The following is a 24890-nucleotide window of genomic DNA, read 5'->3' on the forward strand; positions in this document are numbered from 1 at the left end:
ATGGCCACCGGCAGCGCCGACAACTCGATCCTGTTGTGGAACGTGGCCACCCCGCCGGCCACCGTGGGCGCACCCGTCCCCGGCCACAAAAACCGCGTCCACAGCGTGGTGTTCAGCCCCGACGGCAAGATCCTGGCCAGCGCAGGCGGGGACCGGACGGTCCGTCTGTGGAATGTGACCGACGTCGCGCACCCGACCCAGATCGGCGCCCCCCTATCCGGTCACACGGGCGCGGTCTACTGCCTCGCCTTCACCACCGACGGCAAAGTCCTGGCCAGCGCCGGCGCCGACAAGAAGGTCCGCCTCTGGAACCTGGCCGACCCGGCGGAACCGAAACCACTCGGCTACCCCCTCGTCGGCCACTCGGGCGCCGTTCACTCGGTCGCCTTCACCACCGACGGCAAGCTCCTCGCCAGCGCCGGCGCCGACAACCAGATCCGCCTCTGGACGGTTGCCCGCTGACAACAGCTGACTCAATGAGGTGTATCGGCGCTGATGGCCCCAGTACGCCGGTGATCCGCGCTCCCGTGATCTTGAGCGCGGCGATCTCCCCCTCCTCCTGCGGAGCCTTGAGCAGACGTACCCGCAGGACACTCGCCCGTACGGTTCGCTCGGCGCCCCAGGTGGTGCCCAGCGCCGGATCCTCGTTCTCGGCGGCGCGGAAGTCCACGGACTGGACTCGTGGAAAGGCTCGCCAGACACGCGCCTCGGCCGGCGTAAGATCATTGGTCTCGCTCACGCCGGGACTCTGACGTCCTCGCTTAGAGCTGTCAACTGTCCTACGAAACAAGCCAGCTGGGCGAGAGCCTCGATGCCGCCGGCTTCCGCCAAGCCTGGCCCCTGCCTCATCGACTGCGAGTCGCTGCCTCCTTGGTTGACGCGGGGTGTGGGCGGGTCGAGCAGGCCGCGGCAGGGTGAGAGACCGGGCTCGGTGAGGATTCCGCTCGGGCAACGGGAGACAGCTCGGCGGCCGGTTCCAGGACCGTCTCGCGGACCAGCCGCTGCCGTGTCTCGATCTTCTCCAGCAGGTCCTTCATGCCGTATCCCGCGCGAGGAGACCATGCACTGGACCCCTGGTGGATCCGCGCCGCGCGGCGGCCGTGCCGCCGAAGTCACGGCCGGGCGGCCGCAGATCGCCCAGGGGCCGGGAGGACGGCCGTCTCCTGCCGGCCGCCCGGACCCTGGGCGCCTGACTTCCGGCGCCGCGGGCACGGGCGGCGCACACCCCGGGGAAACGGTCAGCCGGTCGGCAGGCCCAGTCCGTAGTAGGTGACGTGGTAACCGTCCACGTACTCGGCCTCGCCGCCGACGATCAGATCGGTTGGCTTGCTCACCCCCACAGCCCTGGCCGTGGCCACGAGCAGCTCCGCGAGGGCACGGCCCTTCGGTTCGCCGGGGCCGCCCCCGTCCACGCGCCACACAGGATCGTCGTCGCCGAAGACCGATGCCGTGCCCGGGTGCTCGGCAACCGTGCCCCAGCCCAGTGCCGCCGGATCGACGTCGGCCGGGGCGAAGCAGCCGATCGACAGCCGATCACCGCACGTCACGTCGAACAGGATGGGTGCGCCGCGGTCGGTGCGCCCGTAGAACGGCATTCCTATCCTGATGCCGAGGGCGGTGGTCTCGGCGGGCAGTGCTCCCAGGAAATCGCCCAGCGATCGGGTGACGGTCTCCCAGCTACCGGCCCGCCAGCCGCCGGGGAAGCCGAGGCCGGCGTTGGCCTGGTCACGATTGCTGCCGAAGAAGCCGCTGATCGAGTGCTCCTCGCCGATGCCCTGACGCCAGAACCAGTTCTCCGCCGGGCCGGTGGGCTGCAAAACCAGCTCCGGCCCCGTCTTGCCCCCACGCAGTTCCAGCGTGTCCGGCCTTCCACGCCAGCGCATGAAGGGCGCGCCCCAGACCGGCCCGCTGTCGTAGAAGGGCCCCATGTCGCCGTGCGAACCCATGATGGACGGTTTGCCCAGCGCCGCGGTCACTTCCTGCTGGGCGGCGTGGAAGGCCGCGGCCTGCGCCACGGCGTCCGATGAGGCGGTCGTCAGTGGGACCGCGAGCTCCACGTACGACTCGCCGCCGACGTAACGCTCTTCGAACTCGCCGACCGGGCGCAGGCGGGCGTCACCCGAGGAACGACCCGTCAGGACGGGATCGTGCGGCGTCCCGTTCCAGGCCCAGCCGAGCTCGGCCACCAGCGCCCTCACCCCGTCCGGTGTCCAGCCGCCGGTGTCCGCCGTGACGAGTCGCCGGGCGAGATCCGCGATGGATTCCTCTTCGATGCTTCCCCGTTCTTCACTCATGTGATCATCGTTTCGCATTGCAGGCCGGATCGTTTCGGCGGGGTGCGCACCAAGCCGATGCGCAGCCTGCCGACAGGCGAAACCGGGGCGGATCCGGTCACGCCGCGTGGCGGTGGGCCGGGAGACGGCTCGGCCTGTCCGAACAGATCGGCGGATGAGGGCCGGGGCCGGTCTTCGCCGACGATCCTCATCCATCACGGGTCCGCCGGACCGCCGTCGACCTGCGCGTACGCCGCGGGAGCGGCACGGTCGTCGTGCAGTACGACCCACATTCCCGACCGAATCGGTGGACGGACACTCGCCCTGGATCGGCACCTCGGCCCTCCACGAGAACCCGTGCGGTACGTCCGCCGAAACCATGGCGCTGTCGGCGCCGGCCGGAGCGGATGTCTGGCGCCATGAGCGGGACGCCGGCACCGGTCTGAGGTGTGCCGGGGGTCTCACGGGCGTTGGCCGTCGCCTGTGTCATGGTGTGCGGCTCCCGCCAGGGGAGTGGGGACGATGGTGTGCCGGCTGGTCGGCGGCCTGCGCGTGCTCATCCTGCTGCCCGCGCCAGCGAACCGGTGGGCCGTTGGACACAGGCCGGGACGCCGCTGGGCGCGGTGACGCCGCGCTCACATCCCTCGTACAACCTTTGCGCGTGGTCACAGGTCTCCTTGATCGCTCAACCGCCGCCTGCCGCCGGGACGAGGTCGGCTCCGGCCGGCGCGGGCGGCTCTCTCTCGACGCATGTACCAAGCAGGAGACCCAGCGTGCCCCAGCACCTTCGCAGAACCCTGGCCATCGCCGCCGTCGCGGCCCTGACGGGCGGGCTGCTCACCGCTACGGCAGGCGCCGCCACCGCCGCCGGATCCAACGTGGCCGGCGACTTCAACGGCGACGGCTACCGCGACATCGCGGTCTCCGCCCCCGGCGCCTACGTGGCCGGCAAGTCCGCCGCCGGGCAGGTCGTCATCTTGTGGGGCGGCACCACCGATCCCAACAACACCCGGCGCACCGTCATCAGCCAGGACAGCCCCGGCGTCCCGGGCGGGTCCGAGGCCCAGGACCGCTTCGGCGACGCCGTCGTGGCGCAGGACTTCAATGGTGACGGCTACGCCGACCTCGCCGTCGGCGCCCCCGGCGAGGACCTCGGCACCGACACCGACGGCGGCACGGTCGCCATCTTGTGGGGCTCCGACGCGGGCTTGACCAGCGGGGTGACGGTGGCCGACCCGGCGTCGGGCTCCCACGACAAGTTCGGCCGGGTCCTCGCCGCGCTGGTCGACAGCGACCAGAAGCCGGATCTGGCCATCGGCTCGGACATTGCGACGATCGACGTCTACCGCGGCGGCTTCACCAAGGCCGGCGGCAACGGTGGCGGTTACCGCTTCGTACCGCCGGCCTCGGTCACGGGTGCCCCGACGGCCATCGCCTCGGGCAACTTCGGTGGCGAGGACCTGATCGCCGACATCGTCGTCACCGGCCCCAGCACGTACTACGCCCTCGGCTCCGCCACCGGCCTGGACCCCGCCGGCACCGTCAAGTTGCCCACCAGCACCTCGGTCGCGATCGGCGACTTCGACAACAACTTCTACGAGGACATCGCGCTCGGTGCCCCGAACGAGGGCGGTGGCGCCGTCCGCGTCTTCCACAGCGACGCGAAGGGACCGTCCGCCACCGTCTCGTACACCGTCACGCAGGACTCGCCCAACATTCCGGGCACCAGTGAGCCCGGCGACCGCTTCGGCGCCTCCCTGGAAGTCGCGGCGTCCCGCGGATACGGTTCCCAGATCCTTGCCATCGGCGCCCCGGGCGAGAGCCTGGGCAGTGCCACCGGAACTGGTGCGGTAACCCTCGTTTTCGGCGGTGAGAAGGGCTTGGACGCCATCGGGGCCGACAGCACCACGTCCGCCCGGTTCTTCGCCCAGAGCACACCGAATGTTCCGGGCAACGACGAGACCGGCGACCACTTCGGCAGCTCCCTCCATCTGGCCGATACCCACAACGACCTGGATTGGGACCTGCTCGTCGGCGTTCCCGACGAGAACGCGGGCGACGGGGCGGCTGTCTACCTCCGCGGCAGCAACGGTCCCAGCGCCACCGGCACACCCGCAATCAGCGCCTCCGGCACCGGTGTTTCCACCGCCGGCTCCCCGCTGTTCGGCGTGCGCCTGGCCGGCTGAGGCCGAGCGCTCGAACTCCAGCAAAGCCCGTACAGCCCTGCCCGTCGCACCCCGTCCCATGAGGAGTGCGACGGGCAGTTCGACAGCCACCGCCACCGAGAGTGCGACAAGAAAGGGGCACCCCCTGGACGTCGGCCTCCGGCAGTTTCCCCTCGAGCACGTCCAGGACCTCCGCCTTCTGCCCAGGGACGGAGTGAGCTGCGTCCAGATCCTGACTCGCCCACCACGTGCCCGTGGCACGCGCCGCGCCGCCAGCTCTCTGGCCCGAAAGCCACTCAGGAAGGCCGTGCGGCCGCGGGCGGGGAGGGGGCCGGTTCCAGACGGACGCAGCAGTGGCCGGGGCCGGGGGCCAGGCGCGCCTGGAGGCCGGATTCGCCGAGCCCGTCGAGAACGCCGCCGAGCAGGTGGAGATTCATGCCGAACACCGTCTGAGTGTCCTCGCGGGCGAGCGCGTGGAAGGGGCAGTTGCCCAGCAGGATGGCGTCACCGTCGTGGCACGGCTCGAATCCGTAGCGCTCCAGCAGGTCGAACACACCTGCCTGCTCTTGGGCGCCGAACCGTGCCCCCAGCTCGCCGGCCTTTCGGTGCAGACATGTGCGCACCGGTGCACCGGTGGCCTCCGAATCCTCCAGGGCCTGGGCAAGGAGCCTGTCCGGCCAGTTCGTAGTGCCGCTCGGGCAGGCTGACGGTGACCTGCTGGGCGGCATCATCGTCGACCTGCTGGGCATGGCGCGTGGGCGCCCGAGAACCGGTGCTCGGACGGCGCGGTGGGGAGCTGGCGGAGGGAGCCGGTGCCCGTTCGGCCCTCTCCGGGCCCGGACTGCTTCTGGTGCTCTGACCAGGACGATTCGCCGGGTTGGCGGTGGTGACGGCGGGACGGGCGGTGACGTCCTTTGCGACGCATCTGAATGGTCGCGGCGGCCGACCCGGCGGGAGCTTCCTGGTGCGCCTTGGAAAAAAGTTGCGGGCCGCTGTCGATTGGGCCTCGTCCCGTTCGACGTCATGATGTGCGGCGCCTTGCCGCACGATGACACGACAGGCTGGCGAGGAAACACGTGGATCAACTGCTGAGAGTGATGAACTTCAACGTCTCGAGTGACGGAATCGGTGCCGGTGAGCACCAGAGCCTCGAGCGGCCGTTCGGCCACGACCACCCCGAGAGGCTGTTTGCCTGGGCGGGCGCCACGGCGAGCTGGCCCATGCGCACGGAACCCGGAGGGAGCCGGGGCCTCGACGACTGCTTCACGCGAGACTTCGCACGCAACATCGGTGCCGAGATCATGGGCCGCAACAAGTTCGGGCCCCAGCGCGGGCCCTGGCAAGACCATGAGTGGCGCGGCTGGTGGGGGGAGGAGCCCCCGTTCCGCACCCCGGTGTACGTCATGACGCACCACAGGCGTCCGTCGTTCACGCTCTGCGACACCACGTTCCACTTCGTCGACGGCGACCCGGCCACGGTCCTCGAACGGGCGCGCGAAGCGGCGGAGGGCAAGGACGTCCGGCTCGGCGGCGGGGTCAATACGATCCGGCAGTTCCTTGACGCCGGCCTCGTCGACACGATGCATGTGGCGGTCTCGCCGGTAAAGCTGGGGTCCGGCCTTCGCCTGTGGGAGTCCCCTGATGAACTGCTCGACCGGTACCACTTGGAGGTCGTGCCCAGCCCGAGCGGCGTGACGCACCACCTGTTCTGGCGACGGTGACGCGAGGGCGCCCTCGAGTCCAGGTCGCGACTGCGAGGGGGCGTCCGCCCCGACGGTAGCGGTGCAGTGGCCTGGGCCTGTGCGGGGTGGCTGCCATTATGGGAGTTGGCCAGGGTGAACTGGCGCAGCCGGCCGAAGTGGGCCTCGATCGGATTGGCCCAGGAGGTCCGCCCCGTCCGGCTCTGCCGCAGTGAATCCGGCATTCACTGCGGCACCCACCCCGCCGAGCCGTGAGGCATCGGAAGCCCGATCAATCGACCCCGAGCCGAACGGTGCCGGCCACACGGCACGGGACTGGACATCTTCCGCTGGGTTGTCGAGCGAACCATCTCCCGACTGCACGGCTTCCGCCGCTGACGCATCCACGGGGAACGGCGAGACGACCGAGGGTCGGGCCGTGCGTTCGCACGCCATGTAGGCCTTGTCGTCCTAGCTCAGACACCAGCCGCAAACTAGCCTGGTGATCACGCGCCCGCTGCCGTGGCGGCCTGTTCGTCGTGTTCGCGCAGCATCCGCATGACGGTGGCGGGTGATGGGTGCTGGCCCTTCTTCGCGCCCGTGGTGATGACGAGCCGCTTGGCGATGTCGCGCAGGCTCATCTCCTGGTCACGCAGGTGGAGAGCCATGGAGACCATGGACTCGTCGGTGACGCCCGCGCCGCCGATGGTCTTGCCTCGCTTGCGGGCGGACTCGTGGCCTTCGAGGGTACGGTCGCGGATGTACTCGCGTTCCATGCCGGACATCGCGGCGAGCACGGTAAACACGATGCCTGACGGGTCGTGCGAACCCTTCAGCTCCCCGGTGAGGAACTCCAAGGCGACGTCGCTGGCCTTCAGTTCCTCGGCGAGCATGGCGAGTTCGATGCCGCGGCCGAGTCGTTTGTGTTCGTGGACGACGAGGGTGACGGCGACGCCGGAGGAACGGATCTCCCCGGCGAGCTTCACGGCGGCCTCCAGCTCGGGGCGCCGGGTGGCGCGGGTGGAGATCTTCTCCGAGTAGACCCGCGTCACCCCGGCCTCGGCGAGGGAGTCGAGTTGTGCGTCGAGGGACTGCCGGGCGGTCGAGGCGCGGGCGTATCCGAGACGGACGTGCCCGACCGGTTCGGCGCAGGCGCTCACCGGACGGGGCAGCTCGGTCCAGACCGACCCCGGCTTGCGTACGGCGGGGGTCGGCACACTGAGCGCCTTGGCGAGTTGCGGCACGAGGCGGAAGCGGGCGGTGTGGTACTGGATCGCCACCTTGCCTTTGCCGGTCCGGCACGGGGAGCCCGCCGGAGCGGCGCAGGTGGACATCGGGCAGTCGTGCGATTCCACGCGCTTGAAGTCGTCGCTCACGACCCCGGATCGTTTCATGAGGGTGTTTCAGGCATCTAGCCGTTTGCAACAACTCATGAAACATGATCGCCGCAGGTGGGCCGCCGGGCGGCCGGGTGTTTCACGAGCGACCACCTGTGAAACGCGACCCCTGGGATCGAATGCGGTTGGGAGACCGTCAAGATGTCGACCCCTCGGGGGATCTCAGCTCTGAAGGTGGACATTGCCACGGAAGCGGTAGGGCGAGACCTGCGACCAATGTGACCCGCTCAGTCGGTTTCGGACGCCTTTCGAGGGCGGGTGGGGTAGATCTTGTGCCAGTGCTCAGCCGAGCGGGCCAGGTCATCGATGACGTGGAGGAGGAACTGGCTCGTGTTTTCCAGTCGAGCGCCGGCGGGGGTGGCGGTGCCGAGTTTTTGGGCTCCGGTCATGCAAGTCTCGGCGATCTGGGTTTGGTTGCGCACGCTGGCCATGATGGATTTGAACACCACGTCGTCGTCGATGACGTAGCGTTCGGCGCGACTGTGGGGGTCGCGTTCGCGTTTGATGAGTGCCTGGTTTTCCAGGTAGCCGATGGCCTTGGAGATGGAGGCGGGGCTGACGTGCAGGCGTTGCACGAGTTCCGCGGAGGTGAGGCTGCCGCTGTCGGTGGTGAAGAGCACGGCGAGCACCTTGGCCATCATCGGCGGGAGCCCGGCCTGAATCATCAGTTCCACGCTCTGCGCACCCACCTCGTCCACGAGCCGTGGATCACGCCCGCTGAGGTCGCCCCTTCCCGGTGAGGTTGTCAGCGCAGTGGTCCTGCCCTGCCGCGCGTGCCGTGTGCTGGCTTGGTGGGCCGCCTCGGCGTGGTAGCCGCGAGGCCCGCCGTTGCGCACCACCTCGCGGGTGACGGTCGAGGTCGGGCGCCCAATGCGGCGGCCGATAGCGGCGTAGGTCAGTCCCTCGCGCAGTCCCGTGGCGATCTGCCGCCGGTCCTGGAGGGTGAGTCGGTCACCAGGCATCGGGTGTCCTCCGCTGTTGTCGTCCGAGCCAGCTTAATGCAACGCGATCCGTTGCATTAGCCGACATGCGCCATGCAACGATTTACCTCATCTACCTGGAAATACTCCGTTGCTTCACGTGAATATGATTGACGTGTTGATGTATGCAACGTAATTTTTACAGAACTGTGAAGGTCTGAAGCTCATCGACGGAAGCGAAACCCATGACTACCGACCTCGATCCCCCCGCGCTCACGGCGACCTCGGTACGCAAGGCGTACGGCGACCACGTGGTGCTGAGCGGCATCGACCTCGACATCCCCGCAGGGTCGGTCTTCGCGTTACTCGGCCCGAACGGCGCGGGCAAGACCACCATGGTGCAGATCCTGTCCACGCTCATCCGCGCCGACGCCGGGGAGATGCGGGTCGCCGGCCACGACGTGGTCCGTGATCCGGACGCGGTCCGTGCCGCGATCGGCGTCACGGGCCAGTTCTCCGCGGTTGACAGCTTTCTCACCGGCGAGGAGAACCTGCTGCTGATGGCCGACCTGCACCACCTGCCCCGCCGGGAACGGCGGCAGTGCGCCACCGACCTGCTGGCGCGATTCGACCTGGTGGAGGCGGCCCGCAAGCCCGCGGTGACGTACTCCGGCGGGATGCGCCGCCGCCTAGACCTCGCGATGACGTTGGTCGGCCGACCCCGGGTGATCTTCCTCGACGAGCCGACCACCGGGCTGGACCCGCGCAGCAGGCGGACCATGTGGGAGATCATCCGCGGGCTGGTGACCGACGAAGGCGTCACGATCTTCCTCACCACCCAGTACCTCGAGGAGGCCGACCAGCTCGCCGACCGGATCGCGGTGCTGCACCAGGGCAAGCTCGTCGCCCAGGGCACGGCAGAGGAACTCAAGCGGCAGGTCGGCGGCGGCCACATCACCCTGCGGTTCACCGACGCACGCGGCCATGACTACGCGGCCCAGACCCTGGACGTGGTGTCCCGCAACGATGAGGCACTCACTCTGCAGGTCGCCAGCCAGGGCGACGTCCGGTCGTTGCGCGCACTCCTTGACTGGCTCGACCGCGCCTCGCTCACCGTGGACGAATTCCAGGTCCACACCCCCGATCTCGACGACGTTTTCTTCGCACTGACGGGCAACCCAGTCGCGGAACAGGAGCCCGCCCGATGAGCATCGCCACCCACGCCTTCACCGATTCGGCGACCATGCTGCGCCGCCAGTTGCGGCACATGCTGCGCTACCCGACGCTCACCCTCACCGCCGCCGGGGTCCCGGTGGTCTTCCTGCTGCTGTTCGTCTACGTCCTCGGCGGCATCCTCGGCAGCGGCCTCGGCGGGCCGTCGGGCGGCCGTGACACGTACGTGAACTACGTCGTGCCCGGTGTCATCCTGATGACTGCGGCCACCGCGGCCCAGGGCACCGCGATCTCGGTGGCCCTCGACATGACCGAGGGCATAGTCGCCCGGTTCCGCACCATGGCCATCGCCCGGGTCTCGGTGCTCACCGGCCACGTGCTGGGCAGCCTGGCCCAGACCCTGCTGAGCATGGCAATCGTCACCGGCGTCGCACTACTGGTGGGTTTCGAGCCCACCGCGGACTTCGGTGAATGGCTCGGCGTGATCGGCGTGCTCGTGCTGATCATCTTCGCGCTCACCTGGCTGTCGGTCGCGCTGGCCATCATGGCCAAGAGCGTCGCTGCCGCGAGCAACATGCTGACGCCACTGATGATCCTGCCGATGATGGGCAGCGGATTCGTTCCCACCGACTCGATGCCCGTCGGGCTTCAATGGTTCGCCGACTACCAGCCGTTCACCCCGTTCATCGAGACCCTGCGCGGGCTGCTGATGGGCACCCCGATCGGCAACAACGCGATTCTCGCCATCGGCTGGTGTGCCCTGATCGCCCTGGGCGGCTACCTGTGGGCCAAGAAGCTCTACAACCGCGAGCCCACCCGGTGAGCGGCTTAGTTGCCGGTGACCAGCAGCAGCTCTCCGGTCTGCACGCTGACGCGAGCATCCTTTGATGGCCATGGGCCACTGAGATCTGCGACGCGGCGACTGTTTCTCCGTATCTGAATCAGACCATTGCGAGGCCGGCTCGGGGGGTCGGGCGCCCGGTCGATGAAACCCGGAAGTCCCTCATCGTGTCTGCGTGCGTGATCGGTCGGCGGCGCCGGCAGATGTGCGGGGGCGGGGCACGGCGGCAACCGGTTTAAGGTCGAGCCTGGCGTCCATGTCCAGGCGGAACGTGCCGTACGGGTTGACGTTCGACCAGAACTGCGCGGTCAGGCCTCGCCGGTCCTCGTCGCTCAGCTTCTTCGCCCACTCCGGTTCGGCAAGGACCTGCTGCACCAGCAGAGTGTTGACGTGCACGAGCGCGGACTGGAGCAGGTGCAGGGCGAGCATCGACGTCTCGGCGTGCTCCTTGTCCGGGCCGCTCAGGGCGCCGTCCTTGCCGTAGTGGAGCGCGGTGTTCGCGCTGTTCCAGTTCTCCACGACCTGGAGCCCGCCGTGGATCTCGCGGCGCAGGCCGGGGCTGGCCAGGTAGTCGCACGCAAAGATCGTGCGCACGGCCCGGCCGAGTTCTTCGAGGGCCTGGTAGGTGGGGTGCTTGGGGCCACCCCGGGTGAAGCGCCGCCGCACCTGCTCCGCCTCCGCCGTTCCGAGCCGGAGCGCGGTCGCGTACTTCACCATCTGGTCGTATTGCTGCTCGATCAACTCCCAGCGGATCGGCCTCGTCAGCGAAGCGCCGAGCTCCGGCCAGCCGGGCGGGGTGTCGTCCGGGCGGTACAGGCGGATGCTGCCGATGTTCTTCAACCGCGGCAGCAGGCGGAAGTTGAGCAGTTCAGTGAAGGCGAACCCGACGATGCTCGCGCCGTGGGTGTCGACGTAGTTCGACTCGATCTCGGCGTCGGTGCAGTGCCGCAGCAGGCCCTCGATCATCGCGGCGACCTCGGACGACGAACAGCTCTTGAGCTGAGAGTAGATGCAGACGTTCTTCCGCTCGACGTGCCAGTAGATCATCACGCCATTGCCGCAGTAGCGGGCGTGGTACTCGGTCTTGAAGTTCGAGGACCAGGACCCGAACTTCTTCGAGTCCGACGCGCACGCGGTGCCGCGGCCCCACCATGCGGTATCGCGGGCGGCGAAGGTGGTGTTCACCAGCCTGGTGACGGCGGCACGGAGGTTGTCGACGGTAATGAAGTGCCGCCGCACGTGCCGCAACGCGGCCTCGCTCTCGCCGTGCTCACCGGTCGCCACGATCGCCCGAATGCCCATGTTCGTGCCCAGCGCGAAGAGGGCCAGCAGCAGGCGGCGCTGGAGGACGTCACGCTCGATGCACTCGTACGCGGCCACTGAGGAGAACTCCTTGGTGAACCCGGTGAGGAAGTCGGCGTTCTTCAGCACGTCCCGGAGGCCCAGCACGCCCCAGCGGCGTGCGACCTCCTCCTTGAGGGCCGCCAGGCCGGTGGGCTCGGCCAGCGGCTCCAGCTTCGGAACGGTGATCCACGGCTCGCCCTCGCGGGTGGTGACCTTCACCCCGCCCGCCGAGCCGTCCGCGAGTGCGCCGGACAGCTGGTCCAGGCGCGCGGTCATGCGCTTCTTCAGGTCCGCGATGAATGCCCGCGGGTTCAGCGGCTGCCGGATCGCGGCGTAGTGCACGGCGCGGGTGGCCTCGAAGTCACCGGGCAGGTCGTCCTCCGGATTGCGCCAGCGGGCCGCGCCCTCGACGTAGATCTCACGACGCCGTACGGCGTCTCGCAGCGCGACCAGGACGCACAGTTCGTACGGCATGCGCTCGACCCTGCCTTTGTCGTCGACGACCGCCTCGCGCCAGTCCTGGCGCACCACTCCGTCCATCGGCACCACATCCGTGGTGCGTCGTAGAAGCGGGTCGTGCCGTCGACGTCGGCGTACTTCTTCAGCAAGCTCATCGCGTCCATCACCGGCCGATAGGCGGTGTTGTTGCACCTGAAGCCCAGAGTGTTCAGCAGCGGCGGCAGCATCTGCCGGTAGTACGAGCTGTAGGAGGAGCGCAGGGTAGTGCGGACCTTGGCCTTGAAGACCTTCTCGTTCGCCTTCGCCTCGGCGACCAGCTCGCGCAGCGTCTTCTCGCCGACCACCGGGAACAGAGCCGGGCGTACGACCTCGTCGGGCATCTCGACGGCGGCTGTGGCTAGCTTGAAGAGGATGCCCTCCTTGCCGCGGACCTTCTTCAACTCGGCGGTGAGCTGCTTCTCCACCCGCCGCTCGGCACGGGCATTGATCTTGTGGACCAGGGCGACCAGCAAGTCGACCAGAGCGTCGGTGATCTCCGCCTGACGGGACGACACAGCGCCGCGAGCAGGGTGATCCGTACGCGCTCGCTCGTGTCGCGGAAGTCCGAGGGGTACATCTTGATCGCCCGTGCCCGCCAGGCGGCCACCAGCTTCTCCGAGCAGTCCGCGAACAGCCCGTCGGGCAGCCCGAGCTTGCGCACGTCGTTGAGCTTGGTGATCTCCGTGAGCAAGGAGTCCAGGCCCACCGCGCCCGGGTCGCGCTTGAGCGCGGCCAGCAAGGCGGTCCCCGCCTCGTTGTCCTCGGCCACCAGGGACAACAGCAGGGCCGTGCCCGTCTGGCCCAGGCGGCCGATCGCGCGGGCGCAGAACGTCTTCTCCCACTTCCCCCGCGCCGCGCCGAGCACCTTCTCGACCCGGGTACGGCCCGGCGGCTCGATCTTCCGGGCCCGGCACTCGACCAGTAGGGCCTCGAGCTGCTGGTCCTCCACCAGCTCGACCGGACAGACCTCCACGGCCAGCCACTCGGCCAGCGCCTTCTCGTCCGCAACCGTCGACGGCCGGAATCCCAGGGCCTCACGGATCTGCTTGCGGTGGTACTCGGCAGTCCGGCCGACCAGCATGTACTTCGCGAACTCGGTGGCCGGGACCTTCACCAGCTCGGCGACGTACTCCACCGCGGCCGGCGGGACCTCTTCCAGCACATCGGGGAACCGGCCTTCCAGCTCGAAGAACTTCAGCAAGAGGCTGAAGCCGAGCCGGGTCGTCCCGCTCTTGTTCGCCACCAGGTCCCAGTCGCCGTCGACCAGCGTCCAGTTCGCCAACAGCTCCTCTGGCGACCACTCTTGCCGCACGCACGCCCCTTTGGCCTCGATCACTCGATCAGGCCAACGACGATGCCCAGGACAGGGAAACGGGACTCGTCCAGCTACCCGAGACCTACTTTGCGGCTGGTGTCTGAGCTGGGACACCGGGGCCATGTACAGGCGCCGAGCGAACGGCAAGCGGGCGACCGAGCCGTTGCCGCGTCTCACCCCGATCACACCAGCAGCCGTCGCGACCAATCGCCGCGCCCAGGCGGCCGCACGGCAACAGGCCGTTCGGTCCGGCGGCGGCCGTACTTCTCGCCCGGAGCGCGGATCATGACCCGGTCGGGCGTTCCGGCTCCCCGCCGTCGGCGTCGAACACCCTGCTGAAGGTTGCCCCGCAACGGCAGCGGGAGTGCTCGATCAGTTCCCCGTCCTCCGACACGCTCAGCCCCTGGTTGAGTCGCACGTGCACATGATCGCCCATGACGAGCTGCCTTCCTTGATGTCCTTGAGCAGGCCATGGTGGAACTGGCCGCTGTGGCCGGCAATGCCACAGCTCACATCGGCACAGTCGACCTTGAGCCGCATGGACCGCCGTCCAGGGGCGGGGGCCGTCGCCGCGGTGTCCCGGTGGGCGCGCTGTCCGCTGCCAGCGCACGGGCAGACGGCACGCGCGTCGGCCAGGGCCGAGGCCGAACAGACACCTTCGCCGGGCGACCGCGGCCCTGCTGGAGCGCCTGACGACGGGAGACCTCCTGGACGCGACGCTGCGGTTGCAGTCCCGGCACCTGATCCGGCGGCTCGACGCGAAGCGGGCCGACCACTGATCCGCGCGGCCACGGAGTCCACCGCACCCCCGGACGAGGAGACAGTCCCGGCATGGCTCACTGCAGCAGGATCTGCAAGGAGGTCATCGACGTACCGGCGGCGGACCACGACCGCGTCACGGCCTTCTGGGGAGCCGCCACCGGCACACCGACGGCCGTGGTGCCCGACTCCCCGGCGTACACCAGCGCGGCGTTGCACAGCCCCCGCGTGTGGCTGTACTTCCAGCGCCTCGACTCGCAGAGCGGGCCCCGGGTCCACCTGGACATCCACACCGACGACGTGGAGGCGGAGGTGGCCCGGCTGGGACGCCTGGGGGCGACGCGGGTGCGCAGTGTCCACTCCTGGTGGATCATGCGCGATCCGGCGGGCCTCCTCTTCTGTGTCATCCCGCGCCCGCCGGGCAACCTCGACGACAGCAACGCGCAGCGGTGGGAATGACGCCCCAGGGAGCCCGATCGCGTCGGCCGTCTCGCAGGACGGGGCTCACGCCATCGGAAGCACCACGCGGGGCACCGGCACAGCCGACGGCAACCCCGCCGGACTGCCCCTCGGCGGCGCGCTCAACCAGTGCGGCGGCGCCGATGCCCCCGACCTCGCACGGAAATGCGGGGACGGCCAGGCGGTCCAGACCGGTCCAGGCGCGCTGGACATCCCGGTCGAACGCCAACGTCCTGCAGTGTGCTGACGGCCTCGGCGAAGTCGGCGTTGTCGGCCTGATCAACTGACCTGTTCTTCAATCTCCGGTGTCGAGATGTGCTTCGAACCAGTACTCCAGCGGCAGGTCGTGATCTTCATGGCGGACTCGCGGCTTGCCTCCGGTAACAACCGGCACGGACTCGGGGCTGGTGGCGACGTCGCCAGGCGGACTGGGCGAGCCGGCGGGCGACGTCGTGCACGGGCTGGACGACCGGCGTCGTGAACGGTCACCGGGTGGCGTTGCAGGTGAGCGGGACGAGCCCGTCGGGTGAGGGGTGACGGGTGTGTTCGTTGGCGCGGATTACGGCTGGGAAACCAAGTCGCGCTGATACCAGTTGCCTTGCTTACCCCCGAGATCGGCTGGGTCGGCTGGTCCGAGCAAGACGAACCCGGCTTTGGTCAGCACCTTCTGGGACGCGGCATTCTCGTGGGCGGTGGCCGCCCGCAGTGTGCGCAGCCCGTGCCGCGACGCCGCCAGCCGGCACAGCTCCCGAACGGTCGTGGTCGCCACGCCGCGGCCGGCGACGTCCTGTGCGACCCGGTAGCCGAGTTCCGCAGTGCGATCCTCGATGTCGACCAGGTTGAACCTGCCCAGTATCGAGCCGTCTTCGGCGACGAGCACGTAAAAAGCGCAGATGCCGGCCTCCTGCTCAGCCAGCAAGGCGTTGTACCGGTCGGTGAACCGGTCGAAGAAGTCGTCGCCGCGGTCGGAGACCGAGGCAGCGAAATAGGCGCGGTTCGCCAGCTCGAAGGCAAGGACCGCCGGGGCATGACCACCATGCAACTGCTTCAACTCGGGCACTGCCCGACTCTACCCAGACGGCGCGTTGAGGCCACCTGAGTTTCCGCACGGCGGGAGCCACGGTGTCGGTCGTATGCCGGGGCTGTCGGTCCGGTGTCGGCGCTCTGTCGGCGCTGTCGGTCCGGTGTCGGCGGCTTGTCGGCGGGGGCCTGGAGTCTTGCTGGAGATGCTGCCGGATGCCCGTCCGGCAGGCGTACCACAGGCAAGGAATCACCATGACCACTCACATGACGATCGTCGGCGCCGGACTCGGCGGACTGACGCTCGCACGTGTCCTGCACGTCAACGGCATCCCGGCCACGGTCTACGAGGCGGAGACCTCACCGACGGCGCGGTCGCAGGGCGGGATGCTCGACATTCACGACTACAACGGCCAACTGGCCGTGCAGGCGGCCGGCCTGATGAACGAGTTCCGCGACATCATTCTGGAGGGCCGCCAGACGATGCGGATCCTCGACCCGGACGGCACCGTCCGGCTCGACCAAGGCGACGACGGCACGGGCGGACGCCCCGAGGTGATGCGCGGCGACCTGCGACAGATCCTGCTCGACTCACTTCCGCCCGGCACCGTCCGGTGGGGGCACAAGGTGCGCAGCACCCGTAGCCTCGGCGAGGGACGCCACGAGCTGGCGTTCGCCGACGGCAACACGGTTGTCACCAGCCTGCTGATCGGCGCGGACGGCGCGTGGTCGCGCATCCGGCCGTTGCTTTCCCCGGCCACACCCGAGTACACCGGGAAGTCGGTCGTCGAGACCTACCTGTTCGACGCCGACACCCGGCACCCCGCCGCCGCGAAGGCGGTCGGCGGCGGGTCGATGATCGCGCTCACGCCGGGCAGGGAGATCTTCGCTCACCGGGAAAGGGACGACACCCTGCACGCCTACGTGGGGCTGTCCGAGCCGCGGGACTGGTTCGCCGCCATCGACTTCACCGATCCCGCCGCGGCCACCGCGCGGATCGCGCAGGAGTTCGACGACTGGGCGCCGGAGCTCACCGCTCTGATCACCGACAGCGATGTCGCGCCGGCCCTGCGCCCCCTCTATGCCTTGCCGACCGGGCACCGGTGGGACCGGGTGCCGGGGGTGACCCTGCTCGGCGACGCCGCCCACCTCACGCTCCCGAACGGCGAAGGCGCCAACCTGGCCATGCTCGACGGCGCCGAACTCGGCAAGGCCCTCGCCGCGCACCCCGACGACATCGAGGCCGCGCTCACCGAATACGAGCAAGCACTGTTCCTGCGCGGCACCGCGGTCGGCGAGGCTGGAGCGGAAATCCCTGCCAACCTCACACCAGAGGACCTGATCAACTTCTTCGCCCGGGACGAGCGGACCCCATGAGCCGCTGACCGACGTCACCACGGTGACCGCCACCTCTTGCTCAGGTGCCTGGCCCGCTGTGTGCTCTCCGTTCTGCGAGCGGTCACCGTTCACCGGACGGGAGTGCGCGAACCCTTGGTTCGATCCGGTTCGGGTCAATGCCGAGCTAGTCGGGATTGGCGGAGACCGTATGGGTGCGGTGTCCGCCGACGAGGCCAACAGGTCGGCCAAGGCGCGGCCGGCGGCCTGGTCAGCGTGGTCGCGAGCGGTGTTTTGCGGGCGGCCCGCGGTGCCGTAGCGGCCCAGCGGCACCGCCGTCCGGGGAGCGGCGAGGTGGCCAGTGACGCCGCCGATGATGGCCTCGGTAGTCACCCGCGTCCTGTACCTCCGTCACGGCCTCACCGGTCGGTACGGCTCATGGGGCCGCTTGAAGCACAGGCCCGCCAGTCCGGCTGCCGTCCAGGCAAGCCACCGCTCCGCCACGGCGGGGGTGCACGGCCCCGGGCCCCGCCTGATCGTGGCAGACCCTACGCACCGACCCGGCAATGGGCCACTGGGCGTCCGGCCAGCCACTGACCGCATGCCCTACGGCGTCTCCTCGGGGCGGAGGGTCTGCTCGCCACGGTTTGTGGCCTGTCAGCGGGTCAGCAGGACCGCGGCGGCCAACATCACGAGCACGGATGCGCCACAGAACGCGAGGTGTGAGCGAGGGTAGTCGTACCGCTCGCGTGTCACTCCCTCGTTGATCTCCCGTGCCCACTCCGCGAACAGCTTGCGAGTCGGGTACATGCCGATCGTCAGTCCGATCAGCGCGAACGAGCACACGACGAGCATGTCTTCCGTGGCGAAGCCGCGCCATACGCCGTACGTCACCGCTCCGGTGCCGCACACCACCCAGATGAAGGGGTACACCGTCCAGAATCTCTGGACCGGTATCCATTTCGCCATGGCGGAGCAGTGGATCACGAGGGCTGTGACGGCCAGCAGCCACAGCCATTCGGTGGCAACCGACGTGAGCAAGGACTTCCCCCTGAGTCATGTGAACCCGCAGAGAGTAGCAGCGAGGGAGAGAGGCCCCGTTGGCAGGCTCGCCTGCCTTGTCGTAGACCGGGCCCCCGTCGGCGGCAGGCGGCAGGCGGCAGGCGGCCTCGGGTGCGGGCGCCGAGTCCGGCAACCGCCGTCCGTGCCGCACGGACGCCCACTGCCAGCGCGGCACGTAAGCACCGCCCGGACCACCTGGCCCGCGCGCCGTGCGGTGTACGGCCGGCAGGCGAACGCGGCCGGCTCAGCCAAGGAGCCCGCCGCCGCCACGCCTGCGCCACCCGAGGCGGCGGTGTGGCCGAAACGGGCCTGAACATCGATCACGATGCCGGCCGTGGCGGCCGCGGCCTGTCCGGCCCGTGCGTGGATCTGCGGCTGCCAGAGCGTACGGACCTCCCGTTCGAGGTACGCGGCGAGCTGTGGCCGGGGTGTTGTGTGGAGTGGGCCGTGTTCGGCAGCCCAAGTGGTCACCGAGTACTCGATGGTGCAGGACCGGCAAGTGTCGGCGGCACCGGCAGAGCGGTGCCCGCCTGGCCTGCCTCGGGCGCGGCACCTCACGTTCGAAGGGCTGGAGGCGCACCTGTCACTGCCACGCCGTAGGGTGCCGGGCATGACCCACTCGCGAACTCGAATGCACGAGCACCTTGGTACTCCCCGCCTTCCTGCACGTGGACATCGCCGTGCATCTGACGGGGATTCAGGGTGCCACCGAGCAAGAGCCCGCATGCCCTGCTGCGCGCAGGCGCCCAGGAGGGTCTTCGCCGACTTGATCAACCATTTCTGTCCCACGCGCCTGTAAGCACCCAGCACTGACCGACGGTTCGCCATCCAGTAGAAAGAAGACTGCAGCGTGTTCCAGGAAACCCCCATCTTCAGCCGTCTCATCGCCGAGCGCGGCGACATACCCGCCCAAGTGCGCAGTGAAGCCGACCGCGTCCACCGAGACCTGGCACGGGTGATGCCCTGGGTATCCGCATCCGACCAGTTCACCCGTCCTCCGCAGGACGGGACGAGATGGTGACGGCGCCGACGTCCGGCGTTCCCTCCTGTTTCCGAGCCACCGTGGCCCACTCGGGGGCAGGGCAACCACCGCTATGGATGTCCGTTCCGAGTGCAATGACCACCTCCGTCGCACCCCGGCAGTCGTGGAGGTGAGCCCCGCGCGCCGGGTCGGCGAGTACCGGCGCATGCCCGGCGCCCGTACTCGCTGACCCGGCGCGTTCGGTCTTCAGCGCAACACCCCTGGCCGAACTGGTCTGCAACGGCACGCTTCGGGTGCGTTCGCTGTGCTCGCATGCCGTCACCACGACAGGGACGGACGCTACGTGGTGTGCGCTGCCGTGTCCCTGTCGGCTCACCGGAAACAGGGATACGACGGCTTACAAGTACGCCTTTGCCCGGCCGGGCGCGTTCCCGCCGGTGTCCCCTCCTGACGCCCGAGCCCTGTGCCACCACACTGTGTTTGATTGGGAAGGGAACACCGATCGACCCGGGCAGGGGACAGGGGGTGTCGCCTTCATGCGGGCGTATGCACCGCCAGAATGGTTTGATCTAGGCGCTGACCGACGGCGCCGGTTCGCGACGGTGCTCGAGCCAGGTGCGACTGGCCCTTTCTCGGATAGGTGAACGGTGGACGAGTTGCAGGCGGGCTGGGGTGCGGGGGAGGCGCGGGGACCAGGGGAGGCGTCGTCGGACACGGAGTACCTGGTCGCGCTCGACGCGGAGATGCTGGCCTACTTCCGGGAGATGGCGGACGTACTGATCGAACGCTGCGGGACCTCGCGCGCGGAGGCCGTGGCGAGGATCAACGCGACGTACGGGCAGGACGCTCGCGGCGTGCGGATCATGGCGCACGAGGTGCCGGAGTTCTGGGCGTACGGCGCGTACTACCGACCGGACGAACAGGACCGCCTGCCGACGGGAGACCCCAACGCCGACGCCGGCATCGACTTCGCCCGGCTGCCACTGCGGCCGGCGCCCCCGAGGGATTCGCCCTGCTGGACGGTGGGGGAGGAGAGAGACGCCTAGGCTGGGCGGGATGTGGCGAGAGATTGCGCGTGGGGTCTGCCTGGAGGCGGAGTTCGGTGAGCCTGTCGGCTCGGAGGCGCTGGCCGCGGCGGAGCGGGCCCTGGGGTGTCCCCTCCCGCTCCCGGCCGAGCTGGCGGGCCGGCCGGGGGAGACCGACGGGATCGTGGGACCGGACGGCGTGGGCACTGTCTGGCCGCTGGATCAGATCGTCAAGCAGAACCTCGCCTTCTGGAACGACGCGTGCCTGGCCGAGCTGTCCATGCCCTTCGAGGCGCTGCTGTTCTTCGGCGACAACGGCGGCGGCGACCAGTTCACCTTGGTCCGCGCCCCGCGCCGGGTGGACGTCTTCCTCTGGGACCACGAGGACGACAGCCGCCGAGGGACGGCGCGGGATCTGAGGGACTTCTCGGGCGGGCGTTGGCGGGCGACGGGGACGACTGGTATCGCTGAGGGCTGTCCCGTAACTGGCATGGCGTGAGCCGTCGGCGGACATCCCGGCACTCGCCCAGAGGTGAACCGGTGTTGAGAGACTGCAGCCATGGGATCTTGGGGAGCCTTGGGGCCGGCACTGTTGTCTCTGGCGGGTGTTGCTCTCGGTGCGGGCGGGTCGCTGTTTGGTCAGTACCTGGTCTCGCGAGCGAGTACCCGACAGCTCGAAGTGCAGGAGTCAGCTGCCCATCGCGCTGAGTTGAAGAACGCCGTCCTGAAGTTCCTCAGCCTTGCGTCGCAGGTGGAGAAGGCAGCGTTCGTGCGGCCGAGCAGTGGTGACACCTCGGCGGATCCCGTGCTCGATCGGCTCGTCGATGACCTGTGGCTGGCGCATGCGGAGATCGACCTGGCGGCCAGAAGCGAGCCCTTGCGAGGAGCCGCCTATCGTTATGCATCCCGCCTCGCTGAGGCAGCCCGGGGTGCGATAGCCGACGCGTCCGCGCTGCGCGCGCCGCAAGTGCAGTTCTTCGACGCGGCGTATGACGACATGTGGCCGGGCCAGCGACGGGCGGCCGGGGACTCTGCCTCGCCTGGGTGAGGCGGAACCGCGGGTGAGACGATCTCGCCGTGGCTGGTGTGATCACGGCATCGGAGTCGTCTTGGATAACCCCGTTCACCGGACTGAGCCCGCGCTGTTTCCGCAAGCTGATCACTGCGTTGCGCCACGAGGGCGCGGATCCGGTTCGCAAAGGGCGGCCCTGGAGCCTGTCGTTGGACGACCGGGTGCTGCTGGTGACTGCGTACTGGCGCACGAACCTGATGCTGCGACAGCTGGCGCCACTCTTCGGCGTCTCGAAGTCCGCAGCCGACCGCATCATCGACCACATCGGGCCGTGGCTCGCCCTCCGGCCCCGCGAGCGGTTCCGCAACGACGCCGTGCTCATCGTGGACGGCACCCTGGTGCCGACCCGCGACCATGCGATCGCCGAGCAGTCCAAAAACTACCGGTACTCCACCAACCACCAGGTCGTCATCGACGCCGACACACGGCTCGTCGTGGTGGTCGGCCGGCCCCTGCCCGGCAATCGCAACGACTGCAAGGCGTGGGAGCAGTCCGGAGCCAAGGCGGCCGTCGGTAACACCGTCACGATCGCCGACGGCGGCTACCCGGGCACGGGCCTGGTCATCCCGCACCGTCGCGATCGTGGACAGACCGAACTCCCGGCTTGGAAAGAGGAGCACAACCGCTCACACAAGCAGGTCCGTGCCCGGGTGGAGCACACTTTTGCCCGCATGAAGAGCTGGAAGATCCTTCGAGACTGCCGCCTCAAGGGCGACGGCGTCTACCACGCCATGCGCGGCATCGCCCGCCTCCACAACCTCATCCTTGCTGGCTGAGCGAGAAGGCGGCACAGCACGTGACCGAGTCCGAGCCGACTCAGAGATCATTTACGGGACAACCCTTAGCCGTTCTCGCCGGCGCCGACCACGTCGTCGTACGCGCCGTGGTGGCGTATGCAGCCGCCGTCCGCTCGGACCGTCGGCTTGCCGGAGTACCAGTCGGGGCGGAGGGTGAGGTCGATGCCGTCCTCGTCGGTGGTGGTGATGCCGGGCAGGCCCGCGCCGGGCTCGCCCTGCTTGGGTGCGGGTAGCTCCTCCACCGTCAGGCCTTGTTGCCGCCAGGTGCGCCGCAGGTGGTCGACGGCGGCCCGGTATGCGGCGGGGTCGGTGAAGTACAGGTCCCAGCTGTAGGTCGGCTGGTCACGGGTGACGTCACCGTCATCGACGCCGAAGTCGTCCACACAGGAGCTGCTGCCCTCTTCGTGCGCGAGCTCGTCCGGCCGGTGCCCGCCGAGGTCGGGCGCCGGGCTGAGCGCCAGGACGGTCCGGACGCCGGCCTCCTCGGTCGCGTCCACGCGCGCTCGGTACTCGCTCGCCGAGCGCACGGGGCCGCCCTCCAGCGACGTACACCCGTTGGCGCCGAAGGCGAGGACGCCGAGGAAGAGGGCGCCGATTGCGGTTGCGGTGCGGTAGGCCATGGGCCGATCCAAGCCGGGGGCGGCAGGGCCGGGTAAGCGCTGGAGTACCCGGATGGTCCGGCCGCCCCCTGAGTACGAACACCTATGCGTTGGCACCGTGGGGGACCGAACGATCGAGCGGGCGAGTCTCACGTCAACAGCGCCCAAGCGCGCGGGGAACTGCCGAGTTTGTCGGTGGTGGGCCTCCCGCGCCTGCTCTTGCTGTAGCGCAGAAACACCCCGAGCTTGACCTCCGTCCCGTCCTCCAGCCGTTCTACGTGGGCCTTGAGCCAGGGAGCGTGGGGTCCTTGTACTGCGCCGAGGCCGCCGACGCCCCGCTCGAAGGCGCTGGAGGCCGACTTGGGGGCCTTGGCGGGCGGCGCGCGTCCGAGTATGGGACGGGCCACGCCGATGACTCAGCGTGCGGTGTGCCGTGAACGGAGCTCGTCAGTGTCGACCGTCGTCAGCGCCACGCTCAGCGGCACGCCGGTGCCGGCCGCGGCGGCCAGCCGCTCGCGTACCTCGCGGGGTGTCCGTGGCCGCCAGCCGGGCCCGTCACAGCAGCCAGAGTGGAACGTGACACCCGCGTTCAGTAGGGCAGTCAACGTCCGCCACCCAGCGGAGTCGCACCGCTTCGGCACAGCGAGGTCCTGGCCCGCATCGATCAACTCTCCACCGCAGCGCGGACATCGGCTTGCCCACGTGCCGCGCTTCTTGAACGCAGAACGGCAGGGCAAGCACACGTAATGCCGGTTAGGAGTCCCCCCACGAAAGCACATCGCACCAGTATGGCAAGGCCACTTTGCCCATTCCAGTGATGAAGGGATGTCGCGCAACGCTCGTGCCGAACGGCGTCGCAGGCAGTTGGCGACTCGTCGCGGAGTCAGTCCAGGCTTGTCGCCCATGCTGTCAGCGCGGCGAAGCCGTCGATGGCAGGGCCCCGTCGGGGGTCGATCCGATGCAGACAGGCGGGACCGTCGTGGTGTTCCTTCACCCAGGCACGATCGGCCCTTGAGATCTCGTCGTCGACCCAGGCGAACGCCCGGCCGTCATCCGGCGCCGCTCGGCGGCCTCCCAGCGAGGCGTCAGCAGACGGTGCGTCTGATAGCCCTCGGGCCGACGGTGCGGCTTCGCGGCGTACGGATTCAGCGGTCGGTCCACATCCACCAACAGCACTGGACGCACCAGCCCATCCCCCTTGGCCCTGCTCCGCACGATACCGGCCGATGACGAGACCGCCCAGCGAAATTCCGGCACGCGGGGACCTCCGGAAGTCTGGGCTCCCCGGGTGCTGGGACGATCTTGGTGCGAGAGCAGTGTTCACGGTGTCGGAGCCGTCATAGGCGGCCCCGTCCATCGGGCTGGGCCCGCGCGCTTTCCGCAAGTCGATCACGATGCTGCGCCGTGAAGGAGCCAGAAGTGCTACGGCCGGGACGTCCCATGGCCGCTGCAGGACCGGGTGTTGCTCGTCGCTGCCTGCCGGCGTCCCAACCTGACGCTGTGGCAACTCGCCCCGCCGTTCGGCTTTTCCTTGGTCACCAGCCAACCGGATCGTCGCCCGCACCGGCCCACTGCTCGCACTCGTGCAGCGACAGCGTTTCCGCACGGGCACGGTGCACATCGTGGACGGCGCCCTGGTTCCCACCCGCGACGCTGACACGCCGCCAGGTCGTCGCGGCCGGACGGCCGGTCCAGGCTGTCGTCATCCGGGTGCCGGGAGCGGACCGGCGGGCGGGTGCCCGAAGGTCCGAGCCACCCGTCCGTCCCTCAGAGCCGCCGGGGGCGGACCGGTTCGGACTGTAGTGGGGGGCGGCGGGCCACCGGCCGCGTCGTACCGGACCAGCAACAGCAACGAGGTGACGGATCGGTCGACGGCGGGTCACTCGCGGAGATGAGCGTTCATGGTGGGATACGCGTCTGCGCTGTCCGCACCCACGCCCGCGAACAGGCGCAGCCCGTCCTCGGCGGAGCTGCCGGCAGCTGCGGACAGCACCAGCAGCTCCATACGGAAGACTGCTGCATCAGGGCCTCCTGCTGCTCGGTGATTCGATACCAACGAGCTGTTCAGGAGGCCCCACCCGTATGCGCCAAGCATCCCGCGACCACCCAATCGGGACTCCCGCCCGACGGGCTTCTCTCAAGATCGAAAAACAACAGCTACCAAGAGCCTCGGCC

General features: G+C 69.2%; 20 protein-coding genes and 4 pseudogenes. 13 read left to right on the top strand and 11 right to left on the bottom strand.

The window, feature by feature from the left end; all coding sequences use genetic code 11:
- Nucleotides 1-462: WD40 repeat domain-containing protein (locus ACZ7DL_RS36295; protein WP_470780951.1), on the top strand; the 462-nt coding region annotated here is incomplete at its 5' end.
- A 40-nt stretch (nt 463-502) separates the two neighbouring features.
- Here ACZ7DL_RS36295 and ACZ7DL_RS36300 read toward each other — a convergent pair.
- Both ACZ7DL_RS36300 and ACZ7DL_RS36305 read right to left on the bottom strand, forming a co-directional pair.
- A pseudogene (locus ACZ7DL_RS36300) lies at nt 503-739 on the bottom strand (membrane-associated oxidoreductase); the annotation flags it as partial.
- Between the two features lie 499 nt (nt 740-1238).
- Nucleotides 1239-2186, bottom strand: a complete 948-nt coding sequence (locus tag ACZ7DL_RS36305) for a hypothetical protein (protein ID WP_470780953.1) — start codon at nt 2184-2186, stop codon at nt 1239-1241.
- Between the two features lie 860 nt (nt 2187-3046).
- On the opposite strand from ACZ7DL_RS36305, the gene ACZ7DL_RS36310 reads away from it, so the two are divergent.
- Nucleotides 3047-4459, top strand: a complete 1413-nt coding sequence (locus tag ACZ7DL_RS36310) for an FG-GAP repeat protein (RefSeq protein WP_470780955.1) — start codon at nt 3047-3049, stop codon at nt 4457-4459.
- 275 nt (nt 4460-4734) lie between these two features.
- Here the strand turns inward: ACZ7DL_RS36310 and ACZ7DL_RS36315 are convergent.
- Nucleotides 4735-5158, bottom strand: a pseudogene (locus ACZ7DL_RS36315) (helix-turn-helix domain-containing protein); the annotation flags it as partial.
- A 356-nt stretch (nt 5159-5514) separates the two neighbouring features.
- On the opposite strand from ACZ7DL_RS36315, the gene ACZ7DL_RS36320 reads away from it, so the two are divergent.
- Nucleotides 5515-6159 carry a dihydrofolate reductase family protein gene (locus tag ACZ7DL_RS36320; RefSeq protein ID WP_470780957.1) on the top strand — a complete coding sequence of 215 codons (645 nt, stop codon included), beginning with the start codon at nt 5515-5517 and terminating at the stop codon, nt 6157-6159.
- A gap of 234 nt (nt 6160-6393) precedes the next feature.
- Nucleotides 6394-6513 (top strand): annotated as a pseudogene (locus tag ACZ7DL_RS36325) (IS5/IS1182 family transposase); the annotation flags it as partial.
- A 110-nt stretch (nt 6514-6623) separates the two neighbouring features.
- Here the strand turns inward: ACZ7DL_RS36325 and ACZ7DL_RS36330 are convergent.
- Nucleotides 6624-7493 carry a recombinase family protein gene (locus tag ACZ7DL_RS36330; RefSeq protein WP_470780958.1) on the bottom strand — a complete coding sequence of 290 codons (870 nt, stop codon included), beginning with the start codon at nt 7491-7493 and terminating at the stop codon, nt 6624-6626.
- A gap of 248 nt (nt 7494-7741) precedes the next feature.
- Nucleotides 7742-8476 carry a GbsR/MarR family transcriptional regulator gene (locus tag ACZ7DL_RS36335; RefSeq protein ID WP_470780960.1) on the bottom strand — a complete coding sequence of 245 codons (735 nt, stop codon included), beginning with the start codon at nt 8474-8476 and terminating at the stop codon, nt 7742-7744.
- A 203-nt stretch (nt 8477-8679) separates the two neighbouring features.
- Here ACZ7DL_RS36335 and ACZ7DL_RS36340 point away from each other — a divergent pair, with 203 nt between their 5' ends.
- Nucleotides 8680-9642 carry an ATP-binding cassette domain-containing protein gene (locus ACZ7DL_RS36340; protein ID WP_470780962.1) on the top strand — a complete coding sequence of 321 codons (963 nt, stop codon included), beginning with the start codon at nt 8680-8682 and terminating at the stop codon, nt 9640-9642.
- The gene (locus ACZ7DL_RS36345) at nt 9639-10430 is read left to right on the top strand and encodes an ABC transporter permease (RefSeq protein WP_470780963.1); all 792 of its coding nucleotides are present in this window, start codon (nt 9639-9641) and stop codon (nt 10428-10430) included. Before ACZ7DL_RS36340 ends, ACZ7DL_RS36345 begins: the two co-directional genes overlap by 4 nt.
- A 180-nt stretch (nt 10431-10610) precedes the next feature.
- Here the strand turns inward: ACZ7DL_RS36345 and ACZ7DL_RS36350 are convergent, their stop codons facing one another.
- The gene (locus ACZ7DL_RS36350; protein ID WP_470780965.1) at nt 10611-12443 is read right to left on the bottom strand and encodes a Tn3 family transposase; all 1833 of its coding nucleotides are present in this window, start codon (nt 12441-12443) and stop codon (nt 10611-10613) included.
- Between the two features lie 244 nt (nt 12444-12687).
- Entirely contained in the window at nt 12688-13572 is an 885-nt protein-coding gene (locus ACZ7DL_RS36355; protein WP_470780967.1) for a DUF4158 domain-containing protein, read from the bottom strand.
- An 864-nt stretch (nt 13573-14436) separates the two neighbouring features.
- Here ACZ7DL_RS36355 and ACZ7DL_RS36360 point away from each other — a divergent pair.
- Nucleotides 14437-14823 (top strand): VOC family protein, encoded by a 387-nt coding sequence (locus ACZ7DL_RS36360; RefSeq protein ID WP_470780969.1) that lies wholly within the window; start codon nt 14437-14439, stop codon nt 14821-14823.
- Between the two features lie 559 nt (nt 14824-15382).
- On the opposite strand, the gene ACZ7DL_RS36365 is transcribed toward ACZ7DL_RS36360, so the two are convergent.
- Nucleotides 15383-15883 carry a GNAT family N-acetyltransferase gene (locus ACZ7DL_RS36365; RefSeq protein ID WP_470780971.1) on the bottom strand — a complete coding sequence of 167 codons (501 nt, stop codon included), beginning with the start codon at nt 15881-15883 and terminating at the stop codon, nt 15383-15385.
- 215 nt (nt 15884-16098) lie between these two features.
- On the opposite strand from ACZ7DL_RS36365, the gene ACZ7DL_RS36370 reads away from it, so the two are divergent.
- Nucleotides 16099-17220, top strand: coding sequence for an FAD-dependent oxidoreductase (locus ACZ7DL_RS36370; RefSeq protein WP_470780973.1), 1122 nt, complete (start codon nt 16099-16101; stop codon nt 17218-17220).
- A 615-nt stretch (nt 17221-17835) separates the two neighbouring features.
- On the opposite strand, the gene ACZ7DL_RS36375 is transcribed toward ACZ7DL_RS36370, so the two are convergent.
- On the bottom strand, nt 17836-18219 hold the full coding sequence (locus tag ACZ7DL_RS36375; protein WP_470780975.1) for a hypothetical protein: 384 nt from the start codon (nt 18217-18219) through the stop codon (nt 17836-17838).
- Between the two features lie 1650 nt (nt 18220-19869).
- Here ACZ7DL_RS36375 and ACZ7DL_RS36380 point away from each other — a divergent pair.
- Genes ACZ7DL_RS36380 through ACZ7DL_RS36395 form a run of 4 tightly spaced genes read left to right on the top strand, consistent with a single transcriptional unit; the run spans nt 19870 to nt 22095 of the window.
- Nucleotides 19870-20268: a hypothetical protein gene (locus ACZ7DL_RS36380; RefSeq protein WP_470780977.1), complete on the top strand. Its 399-nt coding sequence runs from the start codon at nt 19870-19872 to the stop codon at nt 20266-20268.
- Nucleotides 20269-20278: 10 nt separating this feature from the next.
- On the top strand, nt 20279-20746 hold the full coding sequence (locus tag ACZ7DL_RS36385) for an SMI1/KNR4 family protein (protein WP_470780979.1): 468 nt from the start codon (nt 20279-20281) through the stop codon (nt 20744-20746).
- A gap of 60 nt (nt 20747-20806) precedes the next feature.
- Nucleotides 20807-21295 (top strand): hypothetical protein, encoded by a 489-nt coding sequence (locus tag ACZ7DL_RS36390; protein ID WP_470780981.1) that lies wholly within the window; start codon nt 20807-20809, stop codon nt 21293-21295.
- 29 nt (nt 21296-21324) lie between these two features.
- Entirely contained in the window at nt 21325-22095 is a 771-nt protein-coding gene (locus ACZ7DL_RS36395) for a transposase (protein WP_470780983.1), read from the top strand.
- Nucleotides 22096-22160: 65 nt separating this feature from the next.
- On the opposite strand, the gene ACZ7DL_RS36400 is transcribed toward ACZ7DL_RS36395, so the two are convergent.
- Nucleotides 22161-22736, bottom strand: a complete 576-nt coding sequence (locus ACZ7DL_RS36400) for a hypothetical protein (protein ID WP_470780985.1) — start codon at nt 22734-22736, stop codon at nt 22161-22163.
- 128 nt (nt 22737-22864) lie between these two features.
- Nucleotides 22865-23122 (bottom strand): hypothetical protein, encoded by a 258-nt coding sequence (locus ACZ7DL_RS36405; RefSeq protein ID WP_470780987.1) that lies wholly within the window; start codon nt 23120-23122, stop codon nt 22865-22867.
- Between the two features lie 948 nt (nt 23123-24070).
- Between ACZ7DL_RS36405 and ACZ7DL_RS36410 the strand changes: the two are divergent.
- Nucleotides 24071-24367: pseudogene (locus ACZ7DL_RS36410) on the top strand (helix-turn-helix domain-containing protein); the annotation flags it as partial.
- Nucleotides 24368-24890: the final 523 nt, after the last annotated feature.

The organism is Streptomyces sp. NPDC036984, assembly GCF_055607665.1.